The organism is Bradyrhizobium sp. BRP22, assembly GCF_020194175.1.
Lineage (GTDB): Bacteria > Pseudomonadota > Alphaproteobacteria > Rhizobiales > Xanthobacteraceae > Bradyrhizobium.
This window is the reverse complement of sequence record NZ_JADYVX010000025.1, coordinates 62,850-89,535: the sequence shown is the minus strand read 5'-3', so window position 1 is coordinate 89,535 and position 26,686 is coordinate 62,850. Positions and strand designations below refer to the sequence as shown.

At 63.5% G+C, this 26,686-nt stretch carries 28 protein-coding genes; 15 read left to right on the top strand and 13 right to left on the bottom strand.

The annotated features are described in order from the left end of the window. From I6F35_RS26725 to I6F35_RS26705, 5 genes are all read left to right on the top strand, one after another. Positions 1 to 801 (top strand): alpha/beta hydrolase, encoded by an 801-nt coding sequence (locus I6F35_RS26725; RefSeq protein WP_225120682.1) that lies wholly within the window; start codon positions 1 to 3, stop codon positions 799 to 801. Between the two features lie 97 nt (positions 802 to 898). After that, the gene (locus I6F35_RS26720) at positions 899 to 2,230 is read left to right on the top strand and encodes a sodium:proton antiporter (RefSeq protein ID WP_225120681.1); all 1,332 of its coding nucleotides are present in this window, start codon (positions 899 to 901) and stop codon (positions 2,228 to 2,230) included. A gap of 39 nt (positions 2,231 to 2,269) precedes the next feature. Continuing rightward, positions 2,270 to 3,367, top strand: a complete 1,098-nt coding sequence (locus I6F35_RS26715) for an ionic transporter y4hA (protein ID WP_225120644.1) — start codon at positions 2,270 to 2,272, stop codon at positions 3,365 to 3,367. Positions 3,368 to 3,393: 26 nt separating this feature from the next. Continuing rightward, positions 3,394 to 3,678, top strand: a complete 285-nt coding sequence (locus I6F35_RS26710) for a cupin domain-containing protein (RefSeq protein ID WP_225120680.1) — start codon at positions 3,394 to 3,396, stop codon at positions 3,676 to 3,678. Positions 3,679 to 3,786: 108 nt separating this feature from the next. After that, positions 3,787 to 4,668 (top strand): hypothetical protein, encoded by an 882-nt coding sequence (locus tag I6F35_RS26705; protein WP_225120643.1) that lies wholly within the window; start codon positions 3,787 to 3,789, stop codon positions 4,666 to 4,668. 15 nt (positions 4,669 to 4,683) lie between these two features. Here the strand turns inward: I6F35_RS26705 and I6F35_RS26700 are convergent, their stop codons facing one another. Beyond that, positions 4,684 to 5,295 carry a tetratricopeptide repeat protein gene (locus I6F35_RS26700; protein ID WP_346283195.1) on the bottom strand — a complete coding sequence of 204 codons (612 nt, stop codon included), beginning with the start codon at positions 5,293 to 5,295 and terminating at the stop codon, positions 4,684 to 4,686. 197 nt (positions 5,296 to 5,492) lie between these two features. Further along, positions 5,493 to 5,789 (bottom strand): 30S ribosomal protein S21, encoded by a 297-nt coding sequence (rpsU, locus tag I6F35_RS26695; RefSeq protein WP_225120641.1) that lies wholly within the window; start codon positions 5,787 to 5,789, stop codon positions 5,493 to 5,495. A 263-nt stretch (positions 5,790 to 6,052) separates the two neighbouring features. On the opposite strand from rpsU, the gene aqpZ reads away from it, so the two are divergent. After that, positions 6,053 to 6,775, top strand: a complete 723-nt coding sequence (gene aqpZ / locus I6F35_RS26690; protein WP_225120640.1) for an aquaporin Z — start codon at positions 6,053 to 6,055, stop codon at positions 6,773 to 6,775. A 32-nt stretch (positions 6,776 to 6,807) separates the two neighbouring features. On the opposite strand, the gene I6F35_RS26685 is transcribed toward aqpZ, so the two are convergent. Together I6F35_RS26685 and purE are read right to left on the bottom strand one after the other, a co-directional pair. Further along, a complete protein-coding gene (locus tag I6F35_RS26685) occupies positions 6,808 to 7,911 on the bottom strand; it encodes a 5-(carboxyamino)imidazole ribonucleotide synthase (protein WP_225120639.1) in 1,104 nt (367 codons plus the stop codon). Continuing rightward, the gene (gene purE, locus I6F35_RS26680) at positions 7,908 to 8,396 is read right to left on the bottom strand and encodes a 5-(carboxyamino)imidazole ribonucleotide mutase (RefSeq protein ID WP_225120638.1); all 489 of its coding nucleotides are present in this window, start codon (positions 8,394 to 8,396) and stop codon (positions 7,908 to 7,910) included. Before purE ends, I6F35_RS26685 begins: the two co-directional genes overlap by 4 nt. A gap of 145 nt (positions 8,397 to 8,541) precedes the next feature. On the opposite strand from purE, the gene I6F35_RS26675 reads away from it, so the two are divergent. Then, positions 8,542 to 9,237: a GGDEF domain-containing protein gene (locus I6F35_RS26675; protein ID WP_225120679.1), complete on the top strand. Its 696-nt coding sequence runs from the start codon at positions 8,542 to 8,544 to the stop codon at positions 9,235 to 9,237. 6 nt (positions 9,238 to 9,243) lie between these two features. Here the strand turns inward: I6F35_RS26675 and I6F35_RS26670 are convergent, their stop codons facing one another. Next, the gene (locus I6F35_RS26670) at positions 9,244 to 9,495 is read right to left on the bottom strand and encodes a hypothetical protein (protein ID WP_225120637.1); all 252 of its coding nucleotides are present in this window, start codon (positions 9,493 to 9,495) and stop codon (positions 9,244 to 9,246) included. A gap of 21 nt (positions 9,496 to 9,516) precedes the next feature. Beyond that, the gene (locus I6F35_RS26665) at positions 9,517 to 9,714 is read right to left on the bottom strand and encodes a hypothetical protein (RefSeq protein WP_225120636.1); all 198 of its coding nucleotides are present in this window, start codon (positions 9,712 to 9,714) and stop codon (positions 9,517 to 9,519) included. Between the two features lie 132 nt (positions 9,715 to 9,846). Here I6F35_RS26665 and I6F35_RS26660 point away from each other — a divergent pair, with 132 nt between their 5' ends. Further along, positions 9,847 to 10,056, top strand: coding sequence for a hypothetical protein (locus I6F35_RS26660; protein ID WP_225120635.1), 210 nt, complete (start codon positions 9,847 to 9,849; stop codon positions 10,054 to 10,056). On the opposite strand, the gene I6F35_RS26655 is transcribed toward I6F35_RS26660, so the two are convergent. Continuing rightward, entirely contained in the window at positions 10,046 to 10,252 is a 207-nt protein-coding gene (locus tag I6F35_RS26655; RefSeq protein WP_225120634.1) for a DUF465 domain-containing protein, read from the bottom strand. The genes I6F35_RS26660 and I6F35_RS26655 overlap by 11 nt on opposite strands. A 244-nt stretch (positions 10,253 to 10,496) precedes the next feature. Between I6F35_RS26655 and I6F35_RS26650 the strand changes: the two genes are divergently transcribed. Beyond that, on the top strand, positions 10,497 to 10,682 hold the full coding sequence (locus I6F35_RS26650; protein ID WP_225120633.1) for a DUF465 domain-containing protein: 186 nt from the start codon (positions 10,497 to 10,499) through the stop codon (positions 10,680 to 10,682). 94 nt (positions 10,683 to 10,776) lie between these two features. Here I6F35_RS26650 and I6F35_RS26645 read toward each other — a convergent pair whose 3' ends face one another. Next, positions 10,777 to 11,874 carry an NAD(P)/FAD-dependent oxidoreductase gene (locus I6F35_RS26645; RefSeq protein ID WP_225120632.1) on the bottom strand — a complete coding sequence of 366 codons (1,098 nt, stop codon included), beginning with the start codon at positions 11,872 to 11,874 and terminating at the stop codon, positions 10,777 to 10,779. A 310-nt stretch (positions 11,875 to 12,184) separates the two neighbouring features. Between I6F35_RS26645 and I6F35_RS26640 the strand changes: the two genes are divergently transcribed. Next, a complete protein-coding gene (locus I6F35_RS26640) occupies positions 12,185 to 14,875 on the top strand; it encodes an EAL domain-containing protein (protein ID WP_225120631.1) in 2,691 nt (896 codons plus the stop codon). 132 nt (positions 14,876 to 15,007) lie between these two features. Here the strand turns inward: I6F35_RS26640 and I6F35_RS26635 are convergent, their stop codons facing one another. After that, positions 15,008 to 16,315, bottom strand: coding sequence for a tetratricopeptide repeat protein (locus I6F35_RS26635; RefSeq protein ID WP_225120630.1), 1,308 nt, complete (start codon positions 16,313 to 16,315; stop codon positions 15,008 to 15,010). A gap of 137 nt (positions 16,316 to 16,452) precedes the next feature. Here I6F35_RS26635 and I6F35_RS26630 point away from each other — a divergent pair, with 137 nt between their 5' ends. The 3 genes from I6F35_RS26630 to I6F35_RS26620 are packed head-to-tail and all read left to right on the top strand — an operon-like array spanning position 16,453 to position 19,348. After that, positions 16,453 to 17,622, top strand: coding sequence for an ABC transporter ATP-binding protein (locus I6F35_RS26630; protein ID WP_225120629.1), 1,170 nt, complete (start codon positions 16,453 to 16,455; stop codon positions 17,620 to 17,622). Beyond that, positions 17,619 to 18,533 carry an ABC transporter permease subunit gene (locus I6F35_RS26625; protein ID WP_225120628.1) on the top strand — a complete coding sequence of 305 codons (915 nt, stop codon included), beginning with the start codon at positions 17,619 to 17,621 and terminating at the stop codon, positions 18,531 to 18,533. The genes I6F35_RS26630 and I6F35_RS26625 overlap by 4 nt, the downstream gene beginning before the upstream one ends. After that, a complete protein-coding gene (locus I6F35_RS26620) occupies positions 18,533 to 19,348 on the top strand; it encodes an ABC transporter permease (RefSeq protein ID WP_225120627.1) in 816 nt (271 codons plus the stop codon). The genes I6F35_RS26625 and I6F35_RS26620 overlap by 1 nt, the downstream gene beginning before the upstream one ends. Before the next feature lie 4 nt (positions 19,349 to 19,352). Here I6F35_RS26620 and I6F35_RS26615 read toward each other — a convergent pair whose 3' ends face one another. The 4 genes from I6F35_RS26615 to I6F35_RS26600 all read right to left on the bottom strand — a co-directional run bounded on the left by I6F35_RS26615 (position 19,353) and on the right by I6F35_RS26600 (position 24,609). Continuing rightward, positions 19,353 to 20,204: a carbohydrate ABC transporter permease gene (locus tag I6F35_RS26615; protein WP_225120626.1), complete on the bottom strand. Its 852-nt coding sequence runs from the start codon at positions 20,202 to 20,204 to the stop codon at positions 19,353 to 19,355. Continuing rightward, on the bottom strand, positions 20,201 to 21,070 hold the full coding sequence (locus I6F35_RS26610) for a sugar ABC transporter permease (RefSeq protein WP_225120625.1): 870 nt from the start codon (positions 21,068 to 21,070) through the stop codon (positions 20,201 to 20,203). The genes I6F35_RS26615 and I6F35_RS26610 overlap by 4 nt, the downstream gene beginning before the upstream one ends. A gap of 71 nt (positions 21,071 to 21,141) precedes the next feature. Next, complete coding sequence (locus tag I6F35_RS26605) at positions 21,142 to 22,527, bottom strand: ABC transporter substrate-binding protein (RefSeq protein ID WP_225120624.1); 1,386 nt, start codon at positions 22,525 to 22,527, stop codon at positions 21,142 to 21,144. 150 nt (positions 22,528 to 22,677) lie between these two features. Continuing rightward, a complete protein-coding gene (locus I6F35_RS26600) occupies positions 22,678 to 24,609 on the bottom strand; it encodes an AsmA family protein (protein ID WP_225120623.1) in 1,932 nt (643 codons plus the stop codon). Positions 24,610 to 24,852: 243 nt separating this feature from the next. Between I6F35_RS26600 and I6F35_RS26595 the strand changes: the two genes are divergently transcribed. Both I6F35_RS26595 and I6F35_RS26590 read left to right on the top strand, forming a co-directional pair. Next, a complete protein-coding gene (locus I6F35_RS26595) occupies positions 24,853 to 25,560 on the top strand; it encodes a CoA transferase subunit A (protein WP_225120622.1) in 708 nt (235 codons plus the stop codon). 18 nt (positions 25,561 to 25,578) lie between these two features. After that, positions 25,579 to 26,229, top strand: a complete 651-nt coding sequence (locus I6F35_RS26590; RefSeq protein ID WP_225120621.1) for a CoA transferase subunit B — start codon at positions 25,579 to 25,581, stop codon at positions 26,227 to 26,229. Positions 26,230 to 26,686 lie beyond the last annotated feature (457 nt).

Genomic DNA, 26,686 nt, shown 5'->3' with positions numbered 1-26,686 from the left:
ATGCTCGTCCTGAAATGGCTCCTGATCGTCGCGGCAGTTGGCTACCTCGGAGCGCTCGCGGTGCTGTTCGTCAAGCAGCGCGAGATGCTGTTTCCGATTCCGACGCGGGAGCGAACCTCACCGGAAGCAGCCGGCTTTCCCGAGGCCGAGGAGCATGTGCTCACCACCGGCGATGGCGAAAAGGTCATTGTCTGGCACGTGCCGGCAAAGCCCGGCCATCCCGTGATCCTGTACTTTCCCGGCAATGGCGACTTTCTCGCGGGACGGGTCAGTCGCTTCCGAGCCATGACGTCTGACGGTACCGGCCTGGTCGCGCTCTCCTACCGCGGCTATGCCGGCTCGAGCGGATATCCGAGCGAACTCGGCATTCTGCAGGATGCGGCCGCAGCTTACGCCTTCACTACCGCGCGCTACACAGCAGAACGAATCGTCGCCTGGGGATTTTCACTCGGTACCGGCGCTGCGGTGGCGCTGGCTGCCGAGCAGCCGATCGGCAAATTGATCCTGGAGGCGCCCTATACCTCGACTGCCGACATTGCCGGTACGGCGTTCCCGCTCGTGCCGGTGCGCTGGCTGATGCGCGACCAGTTTCGCTCAGACGAGCGCATTGGGCGCGTCAAGGCGCCGCTGCTCGTCATGCACGGCACTGACGATTCCGTGATCTCGATGATCTTCGGCGATCGCTTGTTTGCATTGGCGCATGAACCGAAGCGGTTCGTTCGATTTGCTGGCGGCGGCCACGACAATCTCGATTATTATGGCGCGATCGAAACGGTGCGGCAGTTCATCGGCGGTTCGTAGGTGCGGAATGAGAGCATGGCGTGGTGTGCTTGTCCTATCGGCATTGGTGTTGTTGCCGGAGCAGGCGCGCGCTGCGGCGGCCCTCGATGGCGCGGCGATGACGTGGCCGTTTGCCCTTCCTTTCGCCGGCCTCTTGCTGTCGATCGCGCTTGGGCCGCTGCTGTTCCCGAAATTCTGGCATCACCATTACGGCAAGATCGCCGCCGCCTGGTCGGCACTGACGCTTTCCTTGCTCGCCTGGTTCGCCGGCGGCGCGCCCATGCTGGAGAGCTTCGTCCATGCGATGCTCGGCGAATATCTGAGCTTCATCGTGCTGCTGTTCGCGCTCTACACGGTTGCCGGCGGGATCCTGGTAACCGGCGACATGAGGGGCACGCCGTCCACCAATACGGCGGTTCTTGCCTTGGGCACGATGATGGCGAGCATCGTCGGAACCACCGGTGCCGCCATGATCCTGGTCCGCCCGCTGATCCGCGCCAACCTGCTGCGCCCCCATAACGCGCATGTCATTGTGTTCTTCATCATTCTCGTTGCCAATGTCGGCGGTGCGCTCAGCCCGCTTGGTGACCCGCCATTGTTCGTCGGCTTCCTGCACGGCGTCGACTTCTTCTGGACCACGAGGAACATCTGGCTGCAGACCGCGATCGTGGCCGGCATCCTGCTGCTGATCTTTGCCCTGCTCGATCTCTGGCTTTTTCGCAGGGAGCCGGCGGTCCCGCCCGGCGGAGCGGCGCCGATCCGCGTTCACGGCCTGATGAACCTGCCGCTGATCGCAGCCATCATCGCCAGCATCCTGATGTCGGCGACCTGGCGGCCCGAAATCGCTTTCGACGTTCTCGGAACAAGGCTGGAACTGCAGAACCTGGTGCGCGACGGCCTGCTGGTCGGGATCGCGCTGCTATCGCTGTGGCTCACCCCGGACGAACACCGCGAAGCCAACGGCTTCAACTGGGAGCCGATCCGGGAAGTGGCGAAACTGTTCGCCGGTATCTTCACCGCGATCATCCCGGTGCTGGCGATGCTCCATGCGGGACAGCACGGCTCATTCGCCTGGTTATTGTCCGCCGTCACCGAGCCGAACGGTGCCCCGCGGGAGGTTCCCTATTTCTGGTTCACCGGCCTGATGTCGGCGTTCCTCGACAATGCTCCGACCTATCTTTTGTTCTTCGAGCTCGCCGGAGGCGACGCGCAGCGATTGATGGGGGAGTTGTCGGGGACGCTGGCGGCGATCTCCATGGGCGCCGTCTACATGGGTGCGCTCACCTATATCGGAAATGCGCCGAACTTCATGGTCGCGGCGATCGCGAACGAGCGCGGCATCAAGATGCCCAGCTTCTTCGGCTATCTCCTGTTTGCAGGCGGAGTGTTGATTCCACTCTTCCTGCTTCTCACCTTTCTACCGATCGCCCCTGTTCTCAGCGTTCACTGAGTGCCTTATGGTGCGGCTCCTTGAGCGGAAGGGGAGTTCATGAGCGCACACGGTCCGATGCCGCATACGGCATGGATTTTTCCGGCGCTGGCGCTGGCACTGTTCGCCGCGGCGACAGCTGTCGGGTGGGTATTTACCCCATCTCTCAATGGATGGCTGCTTGCCGCGATCCTGCTGGCCATCCTGTTCGGCACGGTGTTCGCGGCCGTTCATCATGCCGAGGTGATCGCCGAAGAGATCGGAGAGCCTTTCGGCACATTGGTGTTGACGCTCGCGGTCACGATCATCGAAGTCGCGCTGATCACGACGATCATGCTGGGCGACAAGCCGCAGCCGGCCCTGGCCCGTGATACGGTATTTGCGGTCGTGATGATCGTCTGCAACGGCCTCGTCGGGCTGTGCATCTTCATTGGCGGATTGCACTACCGGGAGCAGGATTTCCAGGTTTCGGGCGCCAACCTTTATCTCAGCGTGTTGTTTGTGTTGGCGACGATAACGCTGATCATGCCAAATTATACGTTGAGCACGCCAGGGCCGGTATATTCCGCCATGCAGCTTGGCTTTGTCGACGTGGTCACGCTCGTTCTGTACGGCGTCTTTCTCTACATCCAGACCATGCGGCACCGCGATTACTTCGTCGTCGAGTCCGCGAACAGGGATGCGGCGACCAAGAAGTCATCGAGCGCGGTGCTGGCGCTGAGCATTCCGTTGCTCCTGGTTTCCCTCCTTGCCGTCGTACTGCTGTCAAAGAAATTCTCGCTCGTCATCGATGCCACGGCGGCGATGATCGGTGCGCCGCCGGCCTTCGCGGGCCTCGTGGTCGCGATTCTCATCCTCATGCCGGAGGGCGTTGCCGCGGTTTCGGCCGCCCGCAACAATGATCTGCAGAAGAGCATCAATCTTGCGCTCGGCTCATCCCTGGCGACGATCGGACTAACGATCCCGGCGGTTGGAGTCGCCACCTATGTGCTGGGTAAGGAACTCGTGCTTGGGCTAAGCCCTCAGAGCACGGTGCTGTTGTTGCTCACCTTCCTGCTGAGCATGCTGACCTTCGGCACGGGTCGCACCAACATCCTGTTCGGCTTGGTGCATCTGGTGGTATTTGCCGTATTCTTGTTCCTGGAATTCTTGCCGTAGAATTCCTGCCATAGGAGAGGATGACGATGCTTGCCGCCAAATCCGACGTTCAGGTCGACACCCCCGAGGTTCGCGTCACGGAGTGGCGATTGGCACCGGGCAGTGCGACCGGGCGTCATATCCACGAGATGGACTATGTGATCGTCCCCGTCACCGCGGGCGAGATGACCATCGTGGCCCCGAGTGGCGAGCGCTCGAAGGCCCAGCTTGGCGTCGGCAAGTCGTATTTCCGCAAAGCGGGGGTGGAGCACGACGTGCTTAACGAAACCTCTACGGAGATCGTCTTCCTCGAGATTGAACTCAAGCCGTAAGCATCCGTGATCGCCGGAACAGGCCGATTGCCATTGATCCGTCGCAGTTGATCCCTCAATGTGCCTCAAAGTTCCCGCATCTAACGGCGCGGCGGGGAGTGGTTGGCAATGCTGAAATACCTGACGAAATTCGTCGTCGACATCTTTCCCTCGGTGGCTGCGACGGTCATCGGGGCCTACATCGTTAACCACTACATCGTAGCCAAGCCGGAGGCGCCCGCGGCCGCCACTGTTTCGACCGCCCAGCCGAAGGCGGCTGTCGCGAGCAAGCCGGTCGAAAAGCCTGCCGATGTCTCCAATCTCCCTGAGGCTGGCGTGAAGGCCAAGGGCATGTCCGAGCGCACATTGATGGAGCGCACGGCGTCCGAGAGGGCCACGGTGACCGAGAAGCCGGCAGAGAAGGCGGCCGAGAGCAAGCCCGCCGACGCACCGGCCGAGACCGCAAGCATTCCGCCCGCCGAGCCCCGTCGTCATCAGCCTGCGCCGCGTGAAAAAGCCGTCGCTAAAGTGACGCCGGCGCCCGTGCAGCAGCCTGCCGCTGCACCCGCTTCGCCACCGCCGGCTGAAGCTGCGGTTGCGCCAGAGGAGCATCGTGATGCCAACGATCTTGCGCGCGCCGCGATCGAGCGATTGCGCGGCGGCGGTGATGGCGCTGCGCGTCTCCCAGAGACGGCACGCGTGACGGAGGTGCCGCGCGCGCCGGAAGCGTCCCGGACTGTAACCGCGCCCTCGCTGCGGCCGCTGCCGCCGCCCATCATGGTCTCGACGCCGCCGAGCGAAGCATTGGGCCCGGCGTCGCAACCGAGGCCTCCATATCAGGCAGATGCGACCGATGATCCGAATCGCCCGACGCCGCCGGCCGAAATCCCGGCACGTCCGCCGCTGGATTTGCGCGCCGAGGCCGCCGAACCCGCCAAGGATCGCCCCAACATAGGCGAGGACATGCTGTCATCGATGAAGTCGGTGTTCCACGCGGTCCTGCCGAAATAACGACTATCAGCGAAACTATCCGCCCGTGCGCGCGAGGCCGCTGCGGGCGGCGTCGTCTCTGGGGCGCAACCCGACCGCGCGGCTGTATGAAGCCGCCGCCTTGGCTTTGTCGCCGAGCCTCTCATAGGCCTCGCCGCGCGCCGTCCACGCCTGGACGCTGTTCGGATCAGCCTGTACCGCTTCGTCGAGATCGGCGGTCGCTTCCTTGGCCTTGTTGAGGGCGAGATAGCTGTTGGCGCGTGCCAGCAACGGCCCAACGCGCTGCGGCGCCAGTCCACTGGCCGCAGTGAAATCCTCGATCGCCTGCTGGTGCTGATTCTGGCCCTGGTAGATCAGGCCGCGGGCGTAGAGCGCGTCCGTGTTGTAGGGATCGAGCGCGAGCGCTTGTTCGAATTCGGCGAGCGCCTGTTCGGTCTTGAAGGATCGCGCCAATTCCTGGCCCCTTGTCGCGTGCTGCCTGGCGTCGCTAACGTTCTGAGGGCTGACGCTGCCAGTCGGCTTTTCGGTGGTGGCAAGCTTGGGTTTGTCATTGGATCCCCATGATCCCAGATCGAACGAGCAGCCGCCCAAGGTGATGCCAAGGGGAACGCCAAGTGCGATGGCAAGAAGGATCGCCGGCCGCGTCATCACGCGCGGGAGGGGCAAAGCTCCAGAACGGGGGCGGGAGACCGGAAACACCATCAACGGAACTGCTCGCGTAATGGAAATGCTCGCGTCTGCAATTCCGTATTGGTAGCCGGCCGCGGTGCAAAATGCACCGGTCAAAAAACAAAAACGCGGACCGTAAGGCCCGCGTCTTCATCTCCAAGCTTGGAAAGGTGCGATCAGCGCGGACCGCGGCCAGCGCCTGGGCCGCCACGTCCACCAGTGCCGCGGTCACCCGCGCCGGCGCCGAACACCGGCTTCGGCTTCATCGGCAGCAGTCCTTCGCGCTGCAGCTTCTTGCGCGCCAACTTGCGGGCGCGGCGCACGGCTTCGGCCTTCTCGCGGGCCTTCTTCTCGGAAGGCTTCTCATAATGACCGCGGAGCTTCATCTCGCGGAAAATGCCCTCGCGCTGCATCTTCTTCTTGAGCGCCTTCAGGGCTTGATCGACATTGTTATCGCGGACGAGAACCTGCACGCGGCATCCTCTTTTCGATTGATCGGTTCGGAAATCTGGCAAAGCCAAGGTCGGCAAAAGGCCAGACCTTTACCCTAGGCGCGCGCATGTATCAGACAAAATCGCAAATGTCCACCAGTGAAGCAGGGCCAAGGGCCAAGTAAAGCCACGAAATAGGGCCAAATTGCCACGTAGCGGCCGTGATTGGGGTGATTCGGCGCCAAATGCTTGGCCGTTCCGCAGCTTTTGCCGGCTCCGGGAAACAAAATAATGGGAGAACTGGTATGGACACACAAAAATATGCCGCCGAGGCGATCGGCACCTTCTGGCTCACATTTACGGGATGCGGCAGCGCCGTGATCGCCGCCGGCTTTCCGCAAGTCGGAATTGGCTTGGTCGGTGTGTCACTGGCGTTCGGATTGAGCGTCGTCACGATGGCCTATGCGATTGGCCATGTGTCCGGCTGCCATCTCAATCCGGCGGTCACTGTCGGTCTTGCCGCCGGCGGACGTTTTCCGGCCGGCCAGATTCTGCCCTATGTGATCGCGCAGGTGGTCGGCGCGGTCGTTGCCGCCGGAGTGCTCTATCTGATCGCGAGCGGCGCGCCCGGCTTCGACCTCGCCAAGGGCTTTGCCTCGAATGGCTATGACGCGCACTCACCCGGGCAGTACAGCCTGCTGGCCGGCTTCATCACCGAGGTGGTGATGACGATGATGTTCCTGTTCATCATCATGGGCGCGACCCATGGCAGGGCGCCCGCCGGCTTTGCGCCGCTGGCGATCGGGCTCGCGCTGACGTTGATCCATCTGGTCAGTATCCCCGTCACCAACACTTCGGTGAATCCGGCCCGCAGCACCGGGCCCGCCTTGTTCGTCGGCGGCTGGGCGCTCGCGCAGCTCTGGCTGTTCTGGGTGGCGCCCTTGATCGGCGGCGCACTCGGCGGCGTGCTGTATCGCTGGCTGAGCGAGGAGCCGACCGGCGTCGTCGAAGGCGCACGGACGGCTTGAACCAGTCTCTACCCTGAAACTTGCCGGCGGGCCTATTTGTTGCCTGCCGGCACTACTTCGGTAACGTGGCCCATCTTGCGGCCGGGCCGCGGTGGGCCCTTGCCGTAGAGATGCACCGTGGCGCCCGGCACCGTCAGCCATTCCTCATAGCCCAGGATGTCATCGCCGATCAGATTGGTCATGGTCACCGCGCCATGGCGAATCGGCTTGCCGAGCGGCCAGCCGGCGATGGCGCGGATGTGCTGCTCGAACTGCGAGATCGAGGCGCCGTCGAGCGTCCAGTGTCCGGAATTGTGAACCCGCGGCGCGATCTCGTTGACCAGCACGGTCGGCCCGTCCTTGCCCGCTACCACGAACATTTCGACCCCGAGCACGCCGACATAGTTCAGCGCGTGCGCGATCCTTTCCGCCATCGATCGCGCCTCCGCGGCGAGCTCGGCCGGGATTGCCGCCGGCGCGCGCGAGATCTTCAGGATGTGATCGCGATGCTCGTTCTCGGTGACGTCGAAACATTCGACCTGGCCGTCGGAAGAGCGCGCTGCGATTACCGAGATCTCGCGCTCGAACGGCACGTAGGCTTCGAGAATCGCGGACTTGGTGCCGAGATCCTCCCAGATCTGGTCGATGTCGTCGCCCTCGCGGATCATCGCCTGGCCCTTGCCATCATAGCCGAAGCGGCGAGTCTTGATCACGGCGGGAAGGCCGATGCGCGCAATTGCGGCGTGCAGCGTTTCGACCGAGGACACGTCGGCATAATCGGCGGTGCCGATGCCGAGCCTGGTGATGAAATCCTTCTCGATCAGCCGGTCCTGGGTGGTCTCGAGGATCTTCTGCGATGGCAGGACCGGCCGGCGTGCGGCCAGCACCAGGGCGGTCCCGGACGGCACGTTCTCGAATTCGTAGGTGATGACGTCGACATCATTGGCGAACAGTTCGAGCGCCTCGACATCGGCGAATTCCGCGCAGGTCGCGTGCTGTACCACGTCGAAGGCGGGCGAATCCGGATCCGGCGAGAACACCTGGCATCGGAGACCGAGCCGCGCCGCGGCCATCGCCAGCATCCGGCCCAATTGTCCGCCGCCGAGAATTCCGATGGTATCGCCCGGCTTCAGCTTCACGTTCGTCGAAGCCGTCACGCCGATGCCTCCGGATGCTCCTTGACCGCGTCGGTCTGGGCTTTGCGCCAGGCGACAAGGCGCGCCGCCAGCGGCGGATCGTTCAGCGCGAGCACGCTCGCTGCCAAGAGCGCCGCGTTGATGGCGCCCGATTTTCCGATTGCCAGCGTGCCGACCGGGATACCGGCCGGCATCTGCACGATCGAGTACAGCGAATCGACGCCCGACAGCGCCTTCGATTCGACGGGAACCCCGAACACCGGAAGTTCCGTCAGCGCGGCCGTCATGCCCGGCAGATGCGCGGCGCCGCCGGCGCCGGCAATGATGACCTTGAAGCCGGCCGCCTTGGCGCCCTTGGCGAACGCGTACAGCCGGTCCGGGGTGCGATGGGCGGAAATGATCCGCGCCTCGAACGCGAGCCCGAGGGCGGTGAGCGTCTCGGCGGCGTGGCCCATGGTCTCCCAGTCCGACTGGCTTCCCATGATGATGGCTATTGCGGCGGGCATGTCGTCAATTCTGATCGGGAATCCAGAAGCATGGGCCGGATTATAGGAGCGGCCCGTGACTGATCCAAGGCGTGGCAAGGAATCCGGAATGGACTATCCTGTCTTGGTGAACGCCGGCAAGCCTCATCAGCGGGCCTCAACAAGGATGCTTATGAAAAAGAAGAAGAGGGCGGCTGCATCCGGGGCCGCGAAAAGCAAAAGCGCGGCCACGCGCAAGGCTGCGCCACGCCGGGCCCAGCCCGCGCCTGCCCCGGCGCCCTCGACCGCGCTGACCGAGGCCAAGGCGGCCATTCGCCGCCTCAAGGCGGAACTGGCCGCGGCGCAGGCACAGATCGCGGAACTGCAGGGCTCCGCGGAGACCGATTTCCTGCTGGATATCCTGAACCGGCGCGGCTTCGAGCGCGAGCTCAGCCGCTCGATCGCCTACATCAAGCGCTATCATGCCAGCGGCGCGCTGGTCATGCTCGACGTCGACCGCCTCAAGCCGATCAACGATACTTTTGGCCACGCCGCCGGCGACGTCGTGCTGAAGGCGATCGTCAAGACGGTCTCCAGCCAGGTGCGTGCCTCGGACGTGGTCGGAAGGCTCGGCGGCGACGAGTTCGCGGTGCTGCTGTGGAACCTGAGCGAGACCGACGCCAAGGCCAAGGCCGCGGCGCTGGAGCAGTCGATCGATCGCCTCACCTTCGATTTCGATGGCCGCAGCGTCCGCGCAGGCGCCTCCGCCGGCGTTGCGATCCTCGGTTCGCACTCCGAAGCGCGCCGCGCGCTGGAGGAAGCGGACAGCGCAATGTACGTGCGAAAGGCACGGCGGCGGCACGAGAAGGTGGGCGATAGTTGAGCGGAGTCACAGGCCGCCGAGATCGTCCGGCACGTTGCCGAATTTCCGCAACAGATGCGCATCGCCGAACTCGCCGATCATGGGATCGCCGGTGCGGCTGAAAGCGACCGCGCCGATGCTGCCCGGCATTCGCGACATTATCTCGGCGCGCCGCAGCGCGGTTGCGGCGCTCTGGCACTCCTCGGCATTGCCCGCGGCCAAGTCACCGCTGTCGTCCTGCACGAAAGGCAGCGCCACGTAATAGGTGACATTGGCCATCGGCGCGCTCCCTTGCCTGGGTTAGGCGGCGTCGTTCTTGGTCTGCGCAAAACAGGTCGCGAGCGCGTCCTGCAATTCCGCGACCTCGGTCTCGAGGAACTCGTTGGCCATGATCAGTGCCTTGATGGTGCTGCGCAGATTGCCGTCGCACATCGCGATCGCCTGGTCGCAGGCCACTTCATAGCGGTTGTTGTCGGAGAACAATGAGGGCACGGGCATCGCGATACTCCTTCCGGTTCTGGGCTGGCGGCTGAGCAATGTTCCTATTTTGTTCTAGTAGAGTCAAGTGGGCTCGGATCGCGCGAGAATAGCCTGTGCCCAAACCGGATCGTTGCAGTGGAGCGCCTGTGGATGTCGGGGAAAGACCGCCGGTATTGGCGTGCGGGAGATCACGAACAACTCGCCACGCTGGGCGAACCGAGCGCAGAAAATCTGCACGTCGTCATTCCGGACGCGCGAAACGTGGAGGCGGCATCCGGAGATCACGGGCGCAAGATTTCGGGCTGGCGATTTCATCGCGCCGCGCAGCGACGTGAGCGGAAAGCAAACCTCACGCGATGATGTCGGGTGTGATCTGATCCTCGATGAAGGCGATGCGATCGCGCAATTGCAGTTTGCGCTTCTTCAGCCGCTGCACCATCAGCAGATCCGGCGCCGGCGACTGATGTAGCGCGTCTATGGCTGCGTCGAGATCGCGGTGCTCCTGCTGCAGCCGTGCAAGCTCTGCGTGGAGTTCGCGCTCATCTTCGTCGGTCATGGCTGTGTACTAAAACGTAAGCACGGTAAGGTTGTGGCCGGGTCGCTCGGTATCCGCGTGCCGAAATATCCTCCCTCCACGCTCGCTGCGCAAGTTAAGACGGTTCCATAGGCACGTTCTGATACAGACAAATCCGAAATTGTCGCAGCGCTGATTCGCAATCCCCATCGACAGATTATCTGGCTGGTGTACACTTATTTGCCCTGCCCGAAATTGAGGTTTAACCCACCGAGGAGATTTCGTAATGGCGATACAGGCGCACCTGGTTGAGCTGGAACGCAAGCACAAAATTCTCGAAAGCGAACTACACGAAGCGCTCCTGCACCTATCCACAGACGACCTGCAAATCACCGAACTCAAGCGCCGCAAATTGATGGTCAAGGACGAGATCGAGCGGTTGAAGCATTCCGCCGACGAAACGGTCCACTAGCCAGTCCCCCCGATAACATATCGCAACGCACACCTCTTCATGCCGGATGGGCGCCGATGCGCTCATCCGCGGGAGACGATATTGCTGCGATTGCTCACGCGAGTTCGCTGATGTAATCGGCGATCGCGAGCGACGACGTCAGCCCTGGCGATTCGATACCAAACAGATTGATCAATCCGGTGACGCCGTGGTCGCGCGGCCCCTGGATCAGGAAATCCTGCGTTGCAACCGCCGGTGGAACAATCTTCGGCCGGATCCCCGAATAACTTGGCATCAGCGCGCCGTCCGGCAGTCCGGGCCAGTATTTGCGGATCGCCGGATAGAAGCGGTCGGCGCGCGCCGGATCGACGGCGTAATCAATGCTCTCCACCCATTCCACATCCGGCCCGAAACGAGCCTGCCCGGCCATGTCGATGGTGAGGTGCACGCCGAGCCCGCCGGGTTCAGGTACCGGATAGATCAGCCGCGAAAACGGCGCCCGCGCGCTGCAACTGAAATAGTTTCCCTTGGCGAGATAGGCGCATGGGATCAGTTCGAGCGGCATGCCCTCGATGCCGCGCGCGACCGCGGGCGCGCCGAGGCCGGCGGCATTGACGAGCAAGTCGCATTCCAGCGTCATCGGCGCCTCGCCGCCGGCCTCGATCTCGATCCGGCCGGCCGCGGTCTTGGCGCGGAGCAGGGGGGTGTGGAACGCGAACGCGGCGCCGGCAGCCTCTGCATCGCCCCGGAGCGCCAGCATGTAAGCATGGCTGTCGATGATCCCGGTGGACGGCGACAGCAGCGCGGCGTCGCAGTTCAGGCTGGGCTCCAGCGCGCGGGCGGCTTCGCCGGACAGCAATTGCATGTCGAGCACGCCATTGGCCTCGGCATGGGCGCGGATCGATTGCAGCTTCTCGGTCTCTTTCGGCGTGGTCGCGACGATCAGCTTGCCGCAATTGCGATAGGGGACGCCGTGATCCTCACAGTAGCGGTAAAGCGCATGCTTGCCGCTGACGCACATCCGCGCCATCAGGCTGCCGGCCCGGTAGTAGATGCCGGCGTGGATCACCTCGCTGTTACGCGAGGAGGTCACGGTGCCGATCCCTTCGGCGGCTTCCAGCACGATCACTTCGCGCCCTGCTTGCGCGAGGCGGCGTGCGACGGCAAGCCCGATCACACCCGCTCCGATGACGACGCAATCAACTCTGTCCATGGATCCTTCAAGTCCGGGAATTGGCGCGGTTAGAGCATGGTCCGGAAAAGTGGAAACCGGTTTTCCGAAAAGATCATGCCCAAACAAACCAATGAGGTTGGCTGCTGTTGTTGTCCATCCGCGCCTTGGTGGCAACGCCCCGGATTGCCTCGAAACGGGCTTCGTGGCGCACCGGCATTAGTGAGGCATTAATCATGTCAGGGCAATTGCCCTAAATTAAGTCACATTGTCCGGTTGCATCACGCGGCGTTTACCCGATCCAAACTGCCGGCGCCAGACACTGTAATGCGGAAATCCGCAAGGTGACGGAATGGCTGGCAAGAAACGGCAGGCAGGCGGGAGGAATCTGATTCCGGCGCTGGCCGTCCTGTGCCTTGTCGCCGCTGTCGCGCTCGCTGCACTGGCTTTCGCCGCTTCGGCCGGCTTTGCGCCATCGCGCTATATCGGTTCGCTTGGTCCCGACCTGCTCTGGGAGCTTCTGATCGGCGGCATCGTCGTCGCCTCCTTCCTGGGTGCGATCACGCTCTCGGTGCTTTCGGCGCTGCGAAGGATGCAGCGCATACAGCTCCGCCGCAATGCCTTCGTCAGCTCCGCCCTTAACCATCTGAACCAGGGCGTGGTGATGACCGATGCGCAAAAGCGGATCGTGTTCTGCAACGACCGCTATCTCGAGATCTATGGCCTGTCGCGCTGCGACATACCGCGTGACATGACCGGGCCCGAACTGCTGGAGATGCGGTACAAGCGCGGCTTGATGGATGTCACGCCCGCCGAGTTCTACATTCGAGGCGCCAATCCTGAAGGAATGGTGACGGAACTGCCCAACGGCAAATCGGTCGTGGTCCGGCATTTTGCGCTTCCCAATGGTGGATCGATCGCGACGCACGAGGACTGCACCGACCAGCGGCAATTGTCGCGCAAGCTCGCGTCGACCACCCAGTTCCTGGAATCGGTGCTCGACAACGTACCGGTCTGCGTGGCTGCGAAAAACATCGAGGACGGCCGCTACATTTTCGCCAACCGCGCCTTCGAGCGGTTTTCGCGCTTCTCGCGCGATCGCATCGTCGGCAAGCGCGCCGACGAAATCTTCCGTCCCGAGACCGCCGCCAGCATCGCCGCCGCCGACAAGGCGGCGCTGGAGGCGCCCGAAGGCTTTTTCCGCAACGAGTTCTGGGTCGAGCGTGGCTCGGAGCGGCGCATTCTCGCCTCCAACCGCGTGATCGCGCGCAACGAGAACGGCGAGCCGGAATTCCTGATCGCGCTGTTCGACGACGTCACCGACCGCCGTTCGCTGTCGCGGGAATTGGAGAACGCCAAGAAGTTCCTCGAACTCGTGGTCGACAACATTCCGGTCTCGCTGATCGTCGAGCGCGTCAGCGACGGCCGATACCTGCTCGCCAATCGTTCGGCCGAGACCATCCTCAACCGCCGGCGCGAAGATGCCACCGGCCTGACTGCAACAGACATTTTCAATCCGCGCGAGGCCAAGCTGATCATCGCGCGCGACGAGGCCGCGATCAAGAAACGCGGCCTGCTCACCGAGGAGCATCCGATCTCGACCAAGGACGGCTTGCGGCTGTTCCTGACCCGCCGCATGACCGTGCTCGACGACCACGGCGAGCCGCAATACCTGATCAAGACGCACGAGGACGTCACCGATCGGCGCCAGACCGAATCGCGCATGGCCCATATGGCCTATCACGACGGTTTGACCGACCTGCCGAACCGGGCCGCTTTCCTGCAGGCGTTGGCGCAGATGATCGAGGCCTGCGGCGGCACCGACGAGGAATTCGCCGTGCTTTGTGTCGACCTCGACGGCCTGAAAGAGATCAACGACGTGTTTGGCCATGCTGTCGGCGACAAATTGCTGATCGAGGTGGCCCGGCGCCTGCAGACTTCGGCGCGCGGCGGCGTGGTGGCGCGCCTCTCCGGCGACGAGTTCGGCCTGATCATTGACGGCAAGCAGCCGGCCGCCGGCATCGTCCTCGCCGAGCAGGTGGCGGAGGCGCTCGCGAAGGAATTCCTGATCGACGGCAAATCGGTCCGCACCGGCATCACCGCGGGCATTTCGGTGTTCCCGCACAATGGCGCGGATGCCGCCTCGCTGCTCGCCAATGCCGGCGCGGCGCTGTTCCGGGCGAAGGCGAAATCGCGTGGCACGATCTCGATCTACGAGCCGGAAATGGACCAGCAGATCCGCGACCGGCGCGTGCTGCATCAGGACCTCTCCGCCGCGATCAGAAACGGCGAGCTGTCGCTCTACTACCAGCCACTGGCTGCGGCCGGTGCAACGGTGGCCGAGAGCGGGGTGATCGGCTTCGAGGCCCTGGCGCGCTGGCAGCATCCGGTGCGCGGTTTCGTGTCGCCAGCGGATTTCATCCCGCTTGCGGAGGAAGGCGGCCTGATCGTCGAGATGGGCGAATGGATCCTGCGCGAGGCCTGCCGTGAAGCGGCCTCCTGGAAGCAGCCGCTGCAGATCGCGGTCAACCTCTCGCCGGCGCAGTTCATGCACGGCGATCTTGTCGGCCTCGTGCATTCGATCCTGCTCGAAACCGGCTTGCGGCCCGACAGGCTCGAGCTCGAAATCACCGAGGGTGTGCTGATCGAGGATTTCGATCGCGGCCTGGCGCTGCTCAGGCGGCTGAAGGCGCTCGGCGTCCGCGTCTCGATGGACGATTTCGGCAGCGGCTATTCGTCCCTGAGCTACCTGCAGGCGTTTCCCTTCGACAAGATCAAGATCGACCGCGCCTTTGTCATCAACCTTGGCCGCAATCCGCAATCGGCGGCGATCGTCCGCGCCGTCATCGATCTCGGTCACGGCCTGCAGATGCTGATCGTCGCCGAGGGCGTCGAAACCGAGGAGCAACTCGGCTTCCTGTCCAAGGAAGGCTGCGACGCAGTGCAGGGCTACCTGATCGGCAAGCCGGCGCCGATCGGCGAGTACGCGGCGCTGGTCGGTGACCACGGCAATGTCGTGAAGCTCGTGCGCAAGACCGGGTAGGCGCTCCCTTAGATCTCTCCTCCGCGCCGAACATCGTAGTTGTCACCGATGCCCGGAAAGTGGATACCGGTTTTTGAAAAGATCATGCTCAAACAAAGAGCTAGAGCGGGATGACGATTCGGAGAAAAGTCATCACGCTCTAGCTTGGCGCGACCACGCTTCGTCGCGGCGGGACGGCCGCCGGTGCAGGCGCTCGGCGATCAGTTTTGTCGCTTTCTCGCCTCGCTTCGCGCGGAGACACGCGACGATGAACGTATCCTCCCAAAGCTCGCGCTGGGCGTGGCTGCCGCCGATCCGCACCAATTCCGGCATCAAGGGCTCTAGGATGCGGACGGCGCCGTCGTTGTCGCCCGACGCAAACGCCTGGATGCCGCGGCAGACACCGATCGCGGATGGGCCGGGCGCCAGCTTGCCCTCGGTCAGCCGTGCCTCCATTTCCGCGAGCCTTGATTCCAGCGCGCCGCTGTTGGTCGCCGCGGCAGCCAATGCGTGGTGGACGTCAGCAAAATGCGCGCCGGCCTTCGGGAACAGTTTGTCGCTGTAGGCGGCGACTTCCTGCCAATGCGGTTCAAGCCCGGTTTTTCCCGCCAGCGAGAGCCGCCACAGCAGTGAGGTGGTATCCGTCAGAATGTTCAGCGGCGGATAGGGCCGTCCCTGCGGTCTGATGTGGCGTTGGTAGATGTCGAAGGCACCGTCAGTATCGCCGTCCTCCAGCGCGATCAGTGCCAGGTGCCAGGCAAGGTGTCCCTGCAGGAAGCTCGCACGGTCGTGGGCCGGCAGCCAGCCGGACAGGAAGGCACGGCCTTCCGTGGGATCACCCTGCTCGAACAGTGCATGCGACAAAGCGTGGGCCGCGCTGGCGTTTGCCGGCTTCATCCAATAGGCGCGCTCGGTGATGTCGCGGCCGGTGACGACGTCGCCCGCCTCAGTTCGCGACCAGCCGAGATAGGTCAGGAACCACCAGTCCTCGCCATAATCAGGAGCGTAACGCTCGCAGATCGAAAGTCGCGCCGCGTCGTGGTCGGTCCGTCCCGAGAAGGCGTAGAGGCCGAAGGCGCCGAGCAGCAGCGACAGGATCAGCGCGTCGCGCGGAAATTCCGTCAGATGCTGTTCAGCGCCTTGCAAGGCCCGCTTGGTCTGGCTTTCGACCACCGAGGCCACGATCTCGACATGCTGCTGCTCGCGCCGGCTTGTGGTCGCGGCCAATTGCCGGGCTTTTGCCGCCTGGTCGCGGGCCGCAGCGCCTTTCATGTTGATCTGATGGACGCGGGCGCGGGCGACACGCGCCAGCGCGAAATCGGGATCCTCGGCGATAGCCGCCTCAAAGGCCGCATCCGCCCCGTGCCAGGCCGCAAGCATGCGGTCGATGCCGTCACGGTAGAGCGCGGCGGCGCGATCGGAAGCGGTCGTCAGCGGCAGGTCGTAGCGGTCCCGGTTCATCGTTCGTCCTCCCGACGTGAGAGGCAATCTAGCAGAGACGCCGGTCACAACAATATTGCGGAAGGCGCCGTGTGAAGCGGTTGAGCCAGTGGCGATCCACCGCTAGCTTGCGGTCACGATCGGGCTAAAAGGGAATCATGGCTGAGCAACTGGCGAAGGCTGAAAACAGGTCGACGGAAAAAACTGCGCCGCAGACGGCGGTCGACATGCCGCTGCTGCGCATCGAGCGCGTGACGAAAAGATTCGGCAACTTCAGCGCGGTCAATCAGCTCTCGCTCGAGATCCGCGCCGGCGAATTCTTCGCCCTGCTGGGCCCGAGCGGCTGCGGCAAAACTACGCTGTTGCGCATGCTGGCTGGATTCGAGACTCCGGACGAGGGACGCATCCTGCTCGGCGGCCGCGACATCGCGCAGGTGATGCCGCATGAGCGGCCCGTCAACATGATGTTCCAGAACTACGCGCTGTTTCCGCATCTCTCGGTGCATGACAACATCGCGTTCGGCCTGAGGCGCGCCGGTATGGCACGTGCCGAGATCGCCGCCCGCGTCGCCGAAATGGTGGCGCTCGTCAAGCTCGACGGGCTCGAGAGGCGTAAGCCCGACCAACTCTCCGGCGGACAGCGGCAGCGCGTCGCCCTGGCGCGCTCGCTGGCGCGCCGGCCGCAGGTGCTGCTGCTCGACGAGCCGCTCGCCGCGCTCGACAAGAAATTGCGCGAGAGCACGCAAGGAGAGCTGATGGAACTGCAGCGCCGCCTCGGCCTGACCTTCATCATCGTCACCCACGACCAGGAAGAGGCGATGACGATGGCGAGCCGGATCGGGGTGATGGACGCCGGCCGCCTGGCGCAGGTCGCGACCCCGCGCGATCTCTACGAGGCGCCCGCCTCGCGCTGGGTCGCCGAGTTCGTCGGCGACGTCAATCTGTTCGAGGGGCAGGTGATCTCCAGCGAACAGGGCAGGCTGAAGGTCACGACGCGCGAAGCAGGGATCGTCACTGTCGCCGAACCGCGCCAGCCGGTGACGAAGGCGATCGTGACCATCGCGATCCGGCCCGAGAAGATCAAATTGTCACGGCGTGGACTGGCGTCGGGTGCCGACGCGTTGCAGGCGATCAATCGGTTCGAGGGCGAGGTCGCGGAGATCAATTATCTCGGCGGGCTCACCGCTTACAGGATCAGGCTCGACAATGGCACCATGGTGCGCTCGGTGATGGCCAACACCGCGCGGCTTGATGCGGACGGCTATGGTTCGAGCGACCGCGTCGCGGCCTGGTTTGCGCCCGACGATGGTGTGGTGCTCGAGCAATGAGCACGCGCCGTATCTTTGCCCGTCCGGCGCGCTATGCCACCATCGCGCCCTATCTCTGGATGGCGCTGTTTTTCCTGGTGCCGTTCGGTTTCGTGCTGAAGATCAGCTTGTCGCAGACCGCGATCGCGCAGCCGCCTTATACGCCGGTGTTCGATCTGGGCGAAGGATGGGAAGCATTCAAGGCCGCGTTCGAGCAGTTGTCGCTGGATAATTTCCGCCTGCTGCTCTCGGACAATCTCTACATCCTGTCCTATCTGCGCAGCCTCGTCGTCGCCGTGACCTCGACGCTGATCCTGCTCGTGATCGGCTATCCGATCGCCTACGGCATGGCGCGGCTGCCGCAGCGCTGGCAGGGCATCGCGATGATCCTGGTCATCGTGCCGTTCTGGACCTCGTTCCTGATCCGCATCTACGCCTGGATCAACATCCTGCAGCATGATGGATTGCTCAACCAGATCCTGCTCGCATTGCATCTGGTGTCCGGGCCGGTTGCCTGGCTCTCGACCGACACCGCAATGTATATCGGCATCGTCTATTCCTATCTGCCGTTCATGATCCTGCCGCTCTACGCGACCCTTGCGAAAATGGATCGGACGCTGCTGGAGGCCGCCGAAGACCTGGGCGCCTCGCCGGCGAAGGCGTTCTGGCTCGTGACGTTTCCGCTGTCGCTCCCAGGCGTCGGGGCAGGGGTCCTGCTGTGCGTCATTCCGATCGTCGGCGAGTTCGTGATCCCCGATCTCCTGGCCGGCTCCAATTCGCTGATGATCGGCCAGACGCTCTGGCTCGAATTCTTCACCAACAAGGACTGGCCGGTGGCATCCGCCGTTGCGATCGCGCTGTTGCTTCTGCTGGTGCCGCCGCTCCTGCTCTATGACCGGCTGCAGCGCCGGCAGATCGAGGGCGGGCGCTGATGGCGGGCGCCGTGAACCGACTTTCGCGCTTCAACATGACCGCGCTGGCCCTCGGGTTTGCGTTCCTTTACCTGCCGATCGTGATCCTCGTGATCTATTCGTTCAATGCGTCGCGGCTGGTGAACGTGTGGGGCGGCTGGTCGCTGCGCTGGTATGTCGAGTTCTTCAACGACCGCGCCATGCTCGAGGCGGCTTGGATGAGCCTGCGTGTCGCCGCGGTATCCGCCACACTGGCGACGCTGCTCGGCACGCTCGCGGCCATAGGCCTGGCGCGCGGCGAACGCTTTGCCGGCCGCGCGCTGTTCTCCGGCATGCTCTATTCGCCGCTGGTGATGCCGGAGGTGATCTCCGGCCTGTCGCTGCTCCTCTTGTTCGTGGCGCTGAACGCCGAGCGCGGCTTCTGGACGGTGACCGTCGCGCACACCACGCTGACCATGTGCTTCGTTGCCGTGGTGGTGCAGTCGCGCCTTACCTCGCTTGACCGCAGCCTGGAGGAAGCCGCGATGGACCTCGGCTGCAATCCGGTGAAGGCGTTCGTGATGGTGACGCTGCCGCTGATCCTGCCCGCCATTGTCGCAGGCTGGATGCTCGCCTTCACGCTGTCGCTCGACGACGTCGTGATCGCGAGCTTCACCACCGGTCCGGGTTCGGCGACGCTGCCGATCCGGATCTATTCCGAGGTGCGGCTCGGGGTGAAGCCGGAGATCAACGCGATCTGCACGCTGGTGATCGCATTGATCACGGTGCTGATCGTGGTCGCCTCAGTCGCCTCGAGACTGTCGAGCTCCCAAGGCGAAAGCGCCGCGCCGCTGTGAGCGGTCACGACTTCACCGCGCCCGCGGTGAGGCCGCCGACCATATAGCGCTTGAAGGCGTAGTAGATGGCCGCTGGCGGCAGGGCGTAGATGAAGCCGGTTGTCATCAGCAATTCCCACGGCGAATCGTCGGCGGCGAGGAAGTTGCCGAGCGCGACGGGGAGCGTAATGTCGGTGTCCTTTGACAGCAGCAGGAACGCGTAGAGATATTCGTTCCAGGCGAGCAGGATGGCGTAGGTGCCGACCGCGACCAGTGAAGGCATCATCAAGGGCACATAGACCAGGCGGAACAATTGCAGCGTGGTCGCGCCGTCCATGGTCGCGGCTTCGTCGAGTTCGACCGGCAATTTATCCGAAGCCTGCTTCAGCACCCAGATCGCGTAGGGCGAGGCGATCGTCACCATCGCCAGGATCAGCGACCAGTGACTGTTGAGCAATCCATAATTGCCCATGGTGCGGTACATCGGCACGGCCAGGAACGCGGCCGGGATGAAATAGGTGAACAGCGCGAGGTTCATCACCGCGCGGCCGCCGGGCGCGCGCAATCGCGAGATCGAGAACGCCGCTGCCGTGGCGATGAACAGCGTCAGCGCTCCGGTTGCGATCGCGATCACGGTCGAATTCCCGAACTGCACCCAGAAGTCCCGCAGGAAGTAATGCTGCTGGCGAAACACGATCTCGAAATTGTGTAACCTCGGATGATCGGGCCAGAGCTTGCCGGAGAACGCATCCTCCTTCGGCGAGATCGCGAACAGGAACATGTGGTAGATCGGCACCAACGTCCAGATCAGGACGGGGATGCCGATCAAGAGCAGCTTGGCCTCGGTGCCGATCTCACGCAGGGTGGGGAGCTTCATCGCGACAACCGTTTCATCATGAAGTAGACCAGCGGCAACACCAAGGGTAGCGCGCAGACGATCGAGGCCATCGCCAGATTGAGCTGGTCGAGCCGGAGATAGCGGATGCCGAGCGTCGCCAGCACATGGGTGAGGTCGGCAGGCCCGCCGCCGGTCAGGAGATAGACGCTGTTGAAGTCGCCCAGCGTCCAGATCATCGAGAGCAGCGTGCAGGTGACGTACAGCGTCCGCATCGACGGCCAGGTGATGTAGCGGAATTTCTGCCAGAAGCTTGCGCCGTCAACGGCTGCAGCTTCGAACAGATCGTTTGAGATGGCGAGCCGTCCGGTCATCAGGATCAGCGTCCAGAATGGCAGTGACTTCCAGATGTGTACGCCGATCGCCATGGTCAGCGCCACCGTGGGGTCGTTGAGCCAGTTCGGGCCGTCATCGCCGGTGAACTGGAAGATCAGGTGGTTGACCACGCCCCATTCCGGATTGAGCATGAAGCGCACCGACAGGATGGTCGGGATCGATGGCACCGCCCAGGGCAGGATGAACAGCACCGACAGCCAGCGGATCCAGGCGCGCTGCTGGGCGAAGAAGCCCGACAGGAACAGCGCGATCAGCATTTTGACGTTGATGCCGATGACGAGGAAGATCAGCGTGTTGACGGCGGCGCGCGCGAAGATCGGATCGTGATAGAGCGCGACATAGCTTTGCGGATGGCGCGCGAGCCATAGCCCGTAACCGACGGGATAGAGCACGAACGCCAGGAACACGAGCAGGTACGGCGCAAGCAGCACGATGCCCCAGACTTGCGGCGTCGACAGCCGCGCCGACAGCGGCGGGCGCGGGACCGCGTGATCGGAAAGCGTGATCGCCATGTGTTATATCGCGTCCTACATCGCCGTGGCAGGGAAGCCGGCCGCTGTAACCGCGGCCGGCCTTGTTGAGGTCAGCCCGCGACCTGCTTGATGCGGGCGATCAGTTCGTCGACCGCCTTGTCCACCGGCACCTTCTCGCTGACGACGCGGTTCATGGCCTTGGCCCAGACGTTCTCGTTGTTCAGAATCGTGAACTTGTAGTTCTTGGTGAAGTCGAACGGCGTGGTGCCGCCCGTGAACTGGGTGTAGACCGCCTTGCGATGGCGATCGGCCTGCCAGAACGGGCTCTTCTGGCCCGCGATCGTGACCGGGAACCAGCGGCCGAGCGCCCCTTCGACATACGGTCCGAGGTTCTCCTCCTGCAGCAGGAATTTGACGAACTCCTTGCCCTCGGCCTTGTTCTTGGCGGCGGTGAAGATTACGCCGGTCTTGACGTCGGAGCGATATTTGATCGGCGTGCCGTCCGGCTTGTTGGGGAAGGACGCTGTGATGATGGTTTCGTCATAGGCCTTCTTGCCGGTGGCGCGCTGCTCCGGCGTCAGCGCCTGATTGTTGGAATCCTCGAACCATTTCGCCGCGATCGAAATCGTGAAGTTGTGGGTCATCACGATGGTCTTGTTGTGGAAGGCGACGTTGTTGTCCGGGTCCTTCCAGGTGGTGGAGGAGGGCGGCGTGCAGCCCTTGATGTAGGTGTCGGTGTAATCCTTCAGCGCGTGGATCAATCCGTCGCGCACCTTGGGATCGTCGACCAAGAGCTTGCCGTCGTCGTCGACGAGCTTGACGTCGTAGGCGTCCATGAAGGTGTAGAACGACTGGAACGAGTCGGTCGATTCCACGCCCATCGGCTGGCCGACGCCGTAGATGCGGTTGCCGGTTGCCTTGCGGATCGCCGGCTGCACCTTGTCGCACCAGAACGACCAGTAATCCGCCCATTTGGTCGGGATATCGCTCGGCTTGAAGCCGGCCTGCTGCAGCATGTCGCCCCAGATCTGCACATGCATGCTCTGCTGCTTCAGCGGGAAGCCGTAATAGCCTTTCTTTTTGGTCTGATCGTTGTAGAGGTAGGCGGTCTCCAGCGTGTTGGGAGCGAAGGCCGATTTCATCGGCAGCAGGATGTCGGAGAGGTCCTCTAGCTTGCCCTCGAACGCCCATTTGCCGCCGGCCTGCACGTCATACGTATCGGAATAGGCGACGTCGGGCACCGTGCCGGAATCGAGCGCGGCGACCGTCTTCGGGATCATGTCCTGGATCGCGTATTGCGACAGCTCGACCTTGACGCCGGTCTTGGCTTCGAACTTCTTGATCGCCTCGAGGAGCGCGTCATCCTCGGATTTGTAGAACCCCTTGCCCCACCAGACCGTGATCTTCTTGTCCTGCGCCATCGCCGGCGCGGTCGCGTGGATTAGCCCGATGGCGGCGACCGCGAAAGAAAGCGCAGCAATACCCTTGGATCTCACGTTCTTCTCCCTCTCTCTTGATGCCGGTTTTTTTAACCGGTTGGATAAAAGACTAGCGTATGGCCGCAGCCTGATCCAGATGGTGCGTCGGAATCTTGGCATTTCGCTGGTCGCGTGTTCGCCTTTGAACCACGACGAAAGTCTGATGGTTCAATTCGGCTTGGCGTTCTCGGCTGCCGTCGGCGCGGCATCGGCGGGCTGCTGCCGCGGACCACCGGTGAAGCGCTCGATCACCGAGCGCACGGTGTCGCGGGTCTTGCGGTCCTTCACCGCATCGAGCAATTGCGACGATGCCGGTGAGCGGCGGATCAGACTTTCCGGATCGGGGAACACCAACGGATCGTCCCACGGTCCCTGCACGACGAACGGCAAGTCAAAACCGTTGGCGCCGCTCGGCGCCGAATTCAGGCTGGCGACGCCCTTCAGATCATATTCCCGCGACGGCACCGAGGCGGTGCCGGTCAGCGTGATCTTGGCCGCCGGCCCTTCGAGGCGGATGTTCTCGGCGGTGGCGACGCCATCATTGAACCGCACGGCGATCGTCAGATTGTCGTAAGGCGTCGAGCCCGAGCGGAAATTGCCGCCGCCGGACAACGGCCGCCGCTCCAGCCGCTTCAGGAGCTGCTCCACATTGAAGCCCGAGATCGCGCCGTCATGACCGCTCAGCGTCGCGGTGCCGTCGAGCGATTGCGCGAGCCCGAACGGGCTCGAGCCGGAGGCGATCAGCGCGAGGTTGAGATTGCCGCGGCCGGTAAGCCTGTTGATGCCGAACAATTCGCTGGCACAGGCCTGCAGATCGACATCGGTGAATTCGAGCTGCGCCTTTACGTCGGCGACGGCATCCGAGCGCGCGATCCCCAGCGAGCCCTTGGCGATGCCGCCATACATCTGCGCCTCCGCCACCGACAGCGCCAGCGCGCCGCCGCGCAAATTGGCGCCAAGCGCGGTGCGCCCGAGCCGGGTCGAGCCGACCGTCACCCGCGCCGCCGACAGGCGCATGTCGAGGTCGGTGGTGGAGAGCGCGTTCAAGTCGAACAACTGCCGGTTCCAGTCGCGCTGGCCGCTCGCCAGCAGGCGGAAGGTAGAGATGTAGGGCGTGAAGTCGAGGTTGCCTGCGGCCAGCGTCGCCTGCAGCGTCTGCCTGCCATTGTTGGCGAAAGTCATCACGCCCTCGGCGACATTGCCGTCGAGCTCGACATTGACATTGGTGAGCGCCACCGAGCCGCCGACGAGATTGGCGCGCGCCTTCAGCGTGAAGCGGCCGAACCCGCCGCTCCCTGGCGGAGCCTGTCCCATCCAGCGCAGCGCGTTGCGCAAGGACGCGCTGTCGATAGTGGCGGTGCCCTCCATCATCAGGCTGGTCCGGTTGGCGACGGTGCCGTCGAAGGCGAGCTTGAGCGGCGCACTGGCAAGCCGCGCCTTCAGCCCGGAGCGGTCGCCCGACAACAGCGCGATGAAGTCGCTGGCGCTGATCGAGCCGTCGACGCGTTCGCCGCGCCAATCAAATTGCCCGGTCGCGGCAAAGGAACGCGAGATTGACGGCCAGGCCAGCGACAGGTCGATGTCGGCGAGCTGCTCCCTGACGTGGTTGGTTTCATCCTCGTAATTGAGGATGCCGTCCTGGATGCGGATCTCCGAGAACGACATCTGGTTCTCGGCGCCCGGCTTCATCGCGCGCGCGATCGTGTCGATGAACGGCGTCCAGTTGCTGTCGCCCTTGCCGTCCCTGACCACATGGATATGCGGCCGCAGCATCATCACGTCGGCGATCTCGAAGCGCCGAAGCAACAGCGGCAGGAGGCGCAGATTGGCGGTGAGCACGTCGACCTGCAGCGCGGGATCGATGGTGCCGCCGCCCTTCAGCCCGACGTCATGGAATGAGACATAGCTGCCAGGGAACACCGACACGTCGATGTGGCCGTTGACGACGAGGTCGAGCCCGGTAACGGCGCGGATTTGCGCCTCCACTGCGCGCTGCAGGGCGTCCCGGTTGAGAAACCAGGACTGCCCGATCAGGCCAAGCAGCGCGAGGCCGAAAAACGCCGCAATCGGCATCCCCAGGCGCTTCATTCCTTGGGCCATGGTCAGTGACATATCCAGGTCGGGTTGTGGTGATCGGATATTCGAATAAAACTGGTCGGCGCACCGGGCGCCCCTGCCAACCCACGCAACTTGAAGGGTTTTCTTGACGCTTTCAAGGCCGTCATCGAGGTTGTAGGCAGCCGGGATGGCGAAAGGGGCCGTCATTGACGCATTGCGAAGATTTCGCCTAATAATCCAGGACTGTACCGGCGGATTGCGCCCTTCTCCATCAGGTCCTCTTTCATGAACAAGGTCTATCCCGACGCCAAATCGGCACTCGACGGCATCCTTAAGGACGGCATGATGATCATGTCGGGCGGCTTCGGCCTCTGCGGCATCGCCGAAACCCTCTCCGATGCGATCCGGGATTCCGGGGTGAAGGACCTGACCGTCGTCTCCAACAATGCCGGCGTGGACGGTATCGGGCTGAGCCGACTCCTGGAGACGCGGCAGATCAAGAAGATGATTTCCTCCTATGTCGGCGAGAACAAGCTGTTCGCGCAGCAGTACCTCGCCGGCGAGCTCGAGCTCGAATTCAATCCGCAGGGCACGCTGGCCGAGCGCATCCGCGCCGGCGGCGCCGGAATTCCGGCCTTCTACACCAAGACCGGCGTCGGCACGCTGATTGCCGAGGGCAAGGAGGTGAAGGAATTCGACGGCGAGAAATACATCATGGAGCGCGGCCTGTTCGCCGATCTCGCCATCGTCCACGCCTGGAAAGGCGACACCGCCGGGAACCTGGTCTATCGCAAGACCGCGCGCAACTTTAACCCGATGATGGCGACTGCCGCGAAGATCACGGTGGCCGAGGTCGAGCATCTGGTTCCGGCCGGCGAGATCGATCCCGATCACATCCACACACCGGGCATTTTCGTGAAGCGCATCGTCGAGGTCGGCACGGGCAAGAAGCGCATCGAGTTCCGCAACACCCGCCCGCGCCCCGCAGCCTAAATTTAACAGGAGAGTCCCATGGCCTGGACCCGTGAACAGATGGCGGCGCGCGCTGCGAAAGAGCTGCGCGACGGCTATTACGTCAACCTCGGCATCGGCATCCCGACGCTGGTTTCGAACTACATCCCCGAAGGAATCGACGTCAGCCTGCAGAGCGAGAACGGCATGCTCGGCATGGGTCCGTTCCCCTACGAGGGCGAGGAGGATCCTGATCTCATCAACGCCGGCAAGCAGACGGTGAGCGAATTGCCGTCGACCAGCTATTTCTCCAGCGCCGATTCCTTCGGCATGGTGCGCGGCGGTCACATCGACCTCTCGATCCTCGGCGCGATGCAGGTGGCGCAGAACGGCGATCTCGCCAACTGGATGATCCCCGGCAAGATGGTGAAGGGCATGGGCGGCGCCATGGACCTCGTCGCCGGCGTGAAGCGCGTCGTCGTGGTGATGGAGCATTCCGCCAAGGACGGTCCGAAGCTGCTCAAGAAGTGCACGCTGCCGCTGACCGGCGAGCATGTGGTCGACATGGTCGTCACCGATCTCGCCGTCTTCACCATCGACAAGCACGGCAAGAACGGCATGGCACTGATCGAGCTCGCCGACGGCGTCACGCTCGATGAAGTCAAGGCCAAGACCGAAGCCGAGTTTCGGGTGGCGCTGAAGAATACCTGACGGACGCGCTGGGTGGGCAAAGGCGCACAGCGCCGTGCCCATCATCCAGTGCTGCGCTATTCGTCAGTCCTGTAGGATGGGTTTCGCTTCGCTCTACCCGTCCTAGGATTCTCCCAACGGCCGCATCGGTGTCGTCCCCGCGAAGGCGGGGACCCATAACCAGGAACGTGTTGTGGCGCGAGCAAGCGGTTGCGGCGGAGCACACGACAAAGGCCTGTGGTTATGGGTCCCGGGGCACGCCCGGGGACGACGCGGGGAGATACTGATTCAATTGTCAAACAGCCTTGCGCTGTCATCGTCCGCCACCAGGTCGGCGCTTTGCGCCGACCCGTTGGTGGGGCATGACGGTGGAGAGGATGTGAGTCCGCGTTCTCGCGGCATGATGTGCCCGAGGTTTGCGTCTCGTTTCGCCCTCGCATTGAAGTGAGGGCGCAGGGAAAGCCGGGTGCTGGTTGCA

What these genes read in the sequence shown, in the direction of transcription:
- I6F35_RS26725 (WP_225120682.1), top strand. Translation starts at nt 1, where the DNA reads ATGCTCGTCCTGAAATGGCTCCTGATCGTCGCGGCAGTTGGCTACCTC.
- I6F35_RS26720 (WP_225120681.1), top strand. Translation starts at nt 899, where the DNA reads ATGACGTGGCCGTTTGCCCTTCCTTTCGCCGGCCTCTTGCTGTCGATC.
- I6F35_RS26715 (WP_225120644.1), top strand. Translation starts at nt 2,270, where the DNA reads ATGAGCGCACACGGTCCGATGCCGCATACGGCATGGATTTTTCCGGCG.
- I6F35_RS26710 (WP_225120680.1), top strand. Translation starts at nt 3,394, where the DNA reads ATGCTTGCCGCCAAATCCGACGTTCAGGTCGACACCCCCGAGGTTCGC.
- I6F35_RS26705 (WP_225120643.1), top strand. Translation starts at nt 3,787, where the DNA reads ATGCTGAAATACCTGACGAAATTCGTCGTCGACATCTTTCCCTCGGTG.
- I6F35_RS26700 (WP_346283195.1), bottom strand. Translation starts at nt 5,295, where the DNA reads ATGACGCGGCCGGCGATCCTTCTTGCCATCGCACTTGGCGTTCCCCTT.
- aqpZ (WP_225120640.1), top strand. Translation starts at nt 6,053, where the DNA reads ATGGACACACAAAAATATGCCGCCGAGGCGATCGGCACCTTCTGGCTC.
- purE (WP_225120638.1), bottom strand. Translation starts at nt 8,396, where the DNA reads ATGCCCGCCGCAATAGCCATCATCATGGGAAGCCAGTCGGACTGGGAG.
- I6F35_RS26675 (WP_225120679.1), top strand. Translation starts at nt 8,542, where the DNA reads ATGCTTATGAAAAAGAAGAAGAGGGCGGCTGCATCCGGGGCCGCGAAA.
- I6F35_RS26670 (WP_225120637.1), bottom strand. Translation starts at nt 9,495, where the DNA reads ATGGCCAATGTCACCTATTACGTGGCGCTGCCTTTCGTGCAGGACGAC.
- I6F35_RS26665 (WP_225120636.1), bottom strand. Translation starts at nt 9,714, where the DNA reads ATGCCCGTGCCCTCATTGTTCTCCGACAACAACCGCTATGAAGTGGCC.
- I6F35_RS26660 (WP_225120635.1), top strand. Translation starts at nt 9,847, where the DNA reads ATGTCGGGGAAAGACCGCCGGTATTGGCGTGCGGGAGATCACGAACAA.
- I6F35_RS26655 (WP_225120634.1), bottom strand. Translation starts at nt 10,252, where the DNA reads ATGACCGACGAAGATGAGCGCGAACTCCACGCAGAGCTTGCACGGCTG.
- I6F35_RS26650 (WP_225120633.1), top strand. Translation starts at nt 10,497, where the DNA reads ATGGCGATACAGGCGCACCTGGTTGAGCTGGAACGCAAGCACAAAATT.
- I6F35_RS26645 (WP_225120632.1), bottom strand. Translation starts at nt 11,874, where the DNA reads ATGGACAGAGTTGATTGCGTCGTCATCGGAGCGGGTGTGATCGGGCTT.
- I6F35_RS26640 (WP_225120631.1), top strand. Translation starts at nt 12,185, where the DNA reads ATGGCTGGCAAGAAACGGCAGGCAGGCGGGAGGAATCTGATTCCGGCG.
- I6F35_RS26635 (WP_225120630.1), bottom strand. Translation starts at nt 16,315, where the DNA reads ATGAACCGGGACCGCTACGACCTGCCGCTGACGACCGCTTCCGATCGC.
- I6F35_RS26630 (WP_225120629.1), top strand. Translation starts at nt 16,453, where the DNA reads ATGGCTGAGCAACTGGCGAAGGCTGAAAACAGGTCGACGGAAAAAACT.
- I6F35_RS26625 (WP_225120628.1), top strand. Translation starts at nt 17,619, where the DNA reads ATGAGCACGCGCCGTATCTTTGCCCGTCCGGCGCGCTATGCCACCATC.
- I6F35_RS26620 (WP_225120627.1), top strand. Translation starts at nt 18,533, where the DNA reads ATGGCGGGCGCCGTGAACCGACTTTCGCGCTTCAACATGACCGCGCTG.
- I6F35_RS26615 (WP_225120626.1), bottom strand. Translation starts at nt 20,204, where the DNA reads ATGAAGCTCCCCACCCTGCGTGAGATCGGCACCGAGGCCAAGCTGCTC.
- I6F35_RS26610 (WP_225120625.1), bottom strand. Translation starts at nt 21,070, where the DNA reads ATGGCGATCACGCTTTCCGATCACGCGGTCCCGCGCCCGCCGCTGTCG.
- I6F35_RS26600 (WP_225120623.1), bottom strand. Translation starts at nt 24,609, where the DNA reads ATGGCCCAAGGAATGAAGCGCCTGGGGATGCCGATTGCGGCGTTTTTC.
- I6F35_RS26595 (WP_225120622.1), top strand. Translation starts at nt 24,853, where the DNA reads ATGAACAAGGTCTATCCCGACGCCAAATCGGCACTCGACGGCATCCTT.
- I6F35_RS26590 (WP_225120621.1), top strand. Translation starts at nt 25,579, where the DNA reads ATGGCCTGGACCCGTGAACAGATGGCGGCGCGCGCTGCGAAAGAGCTG.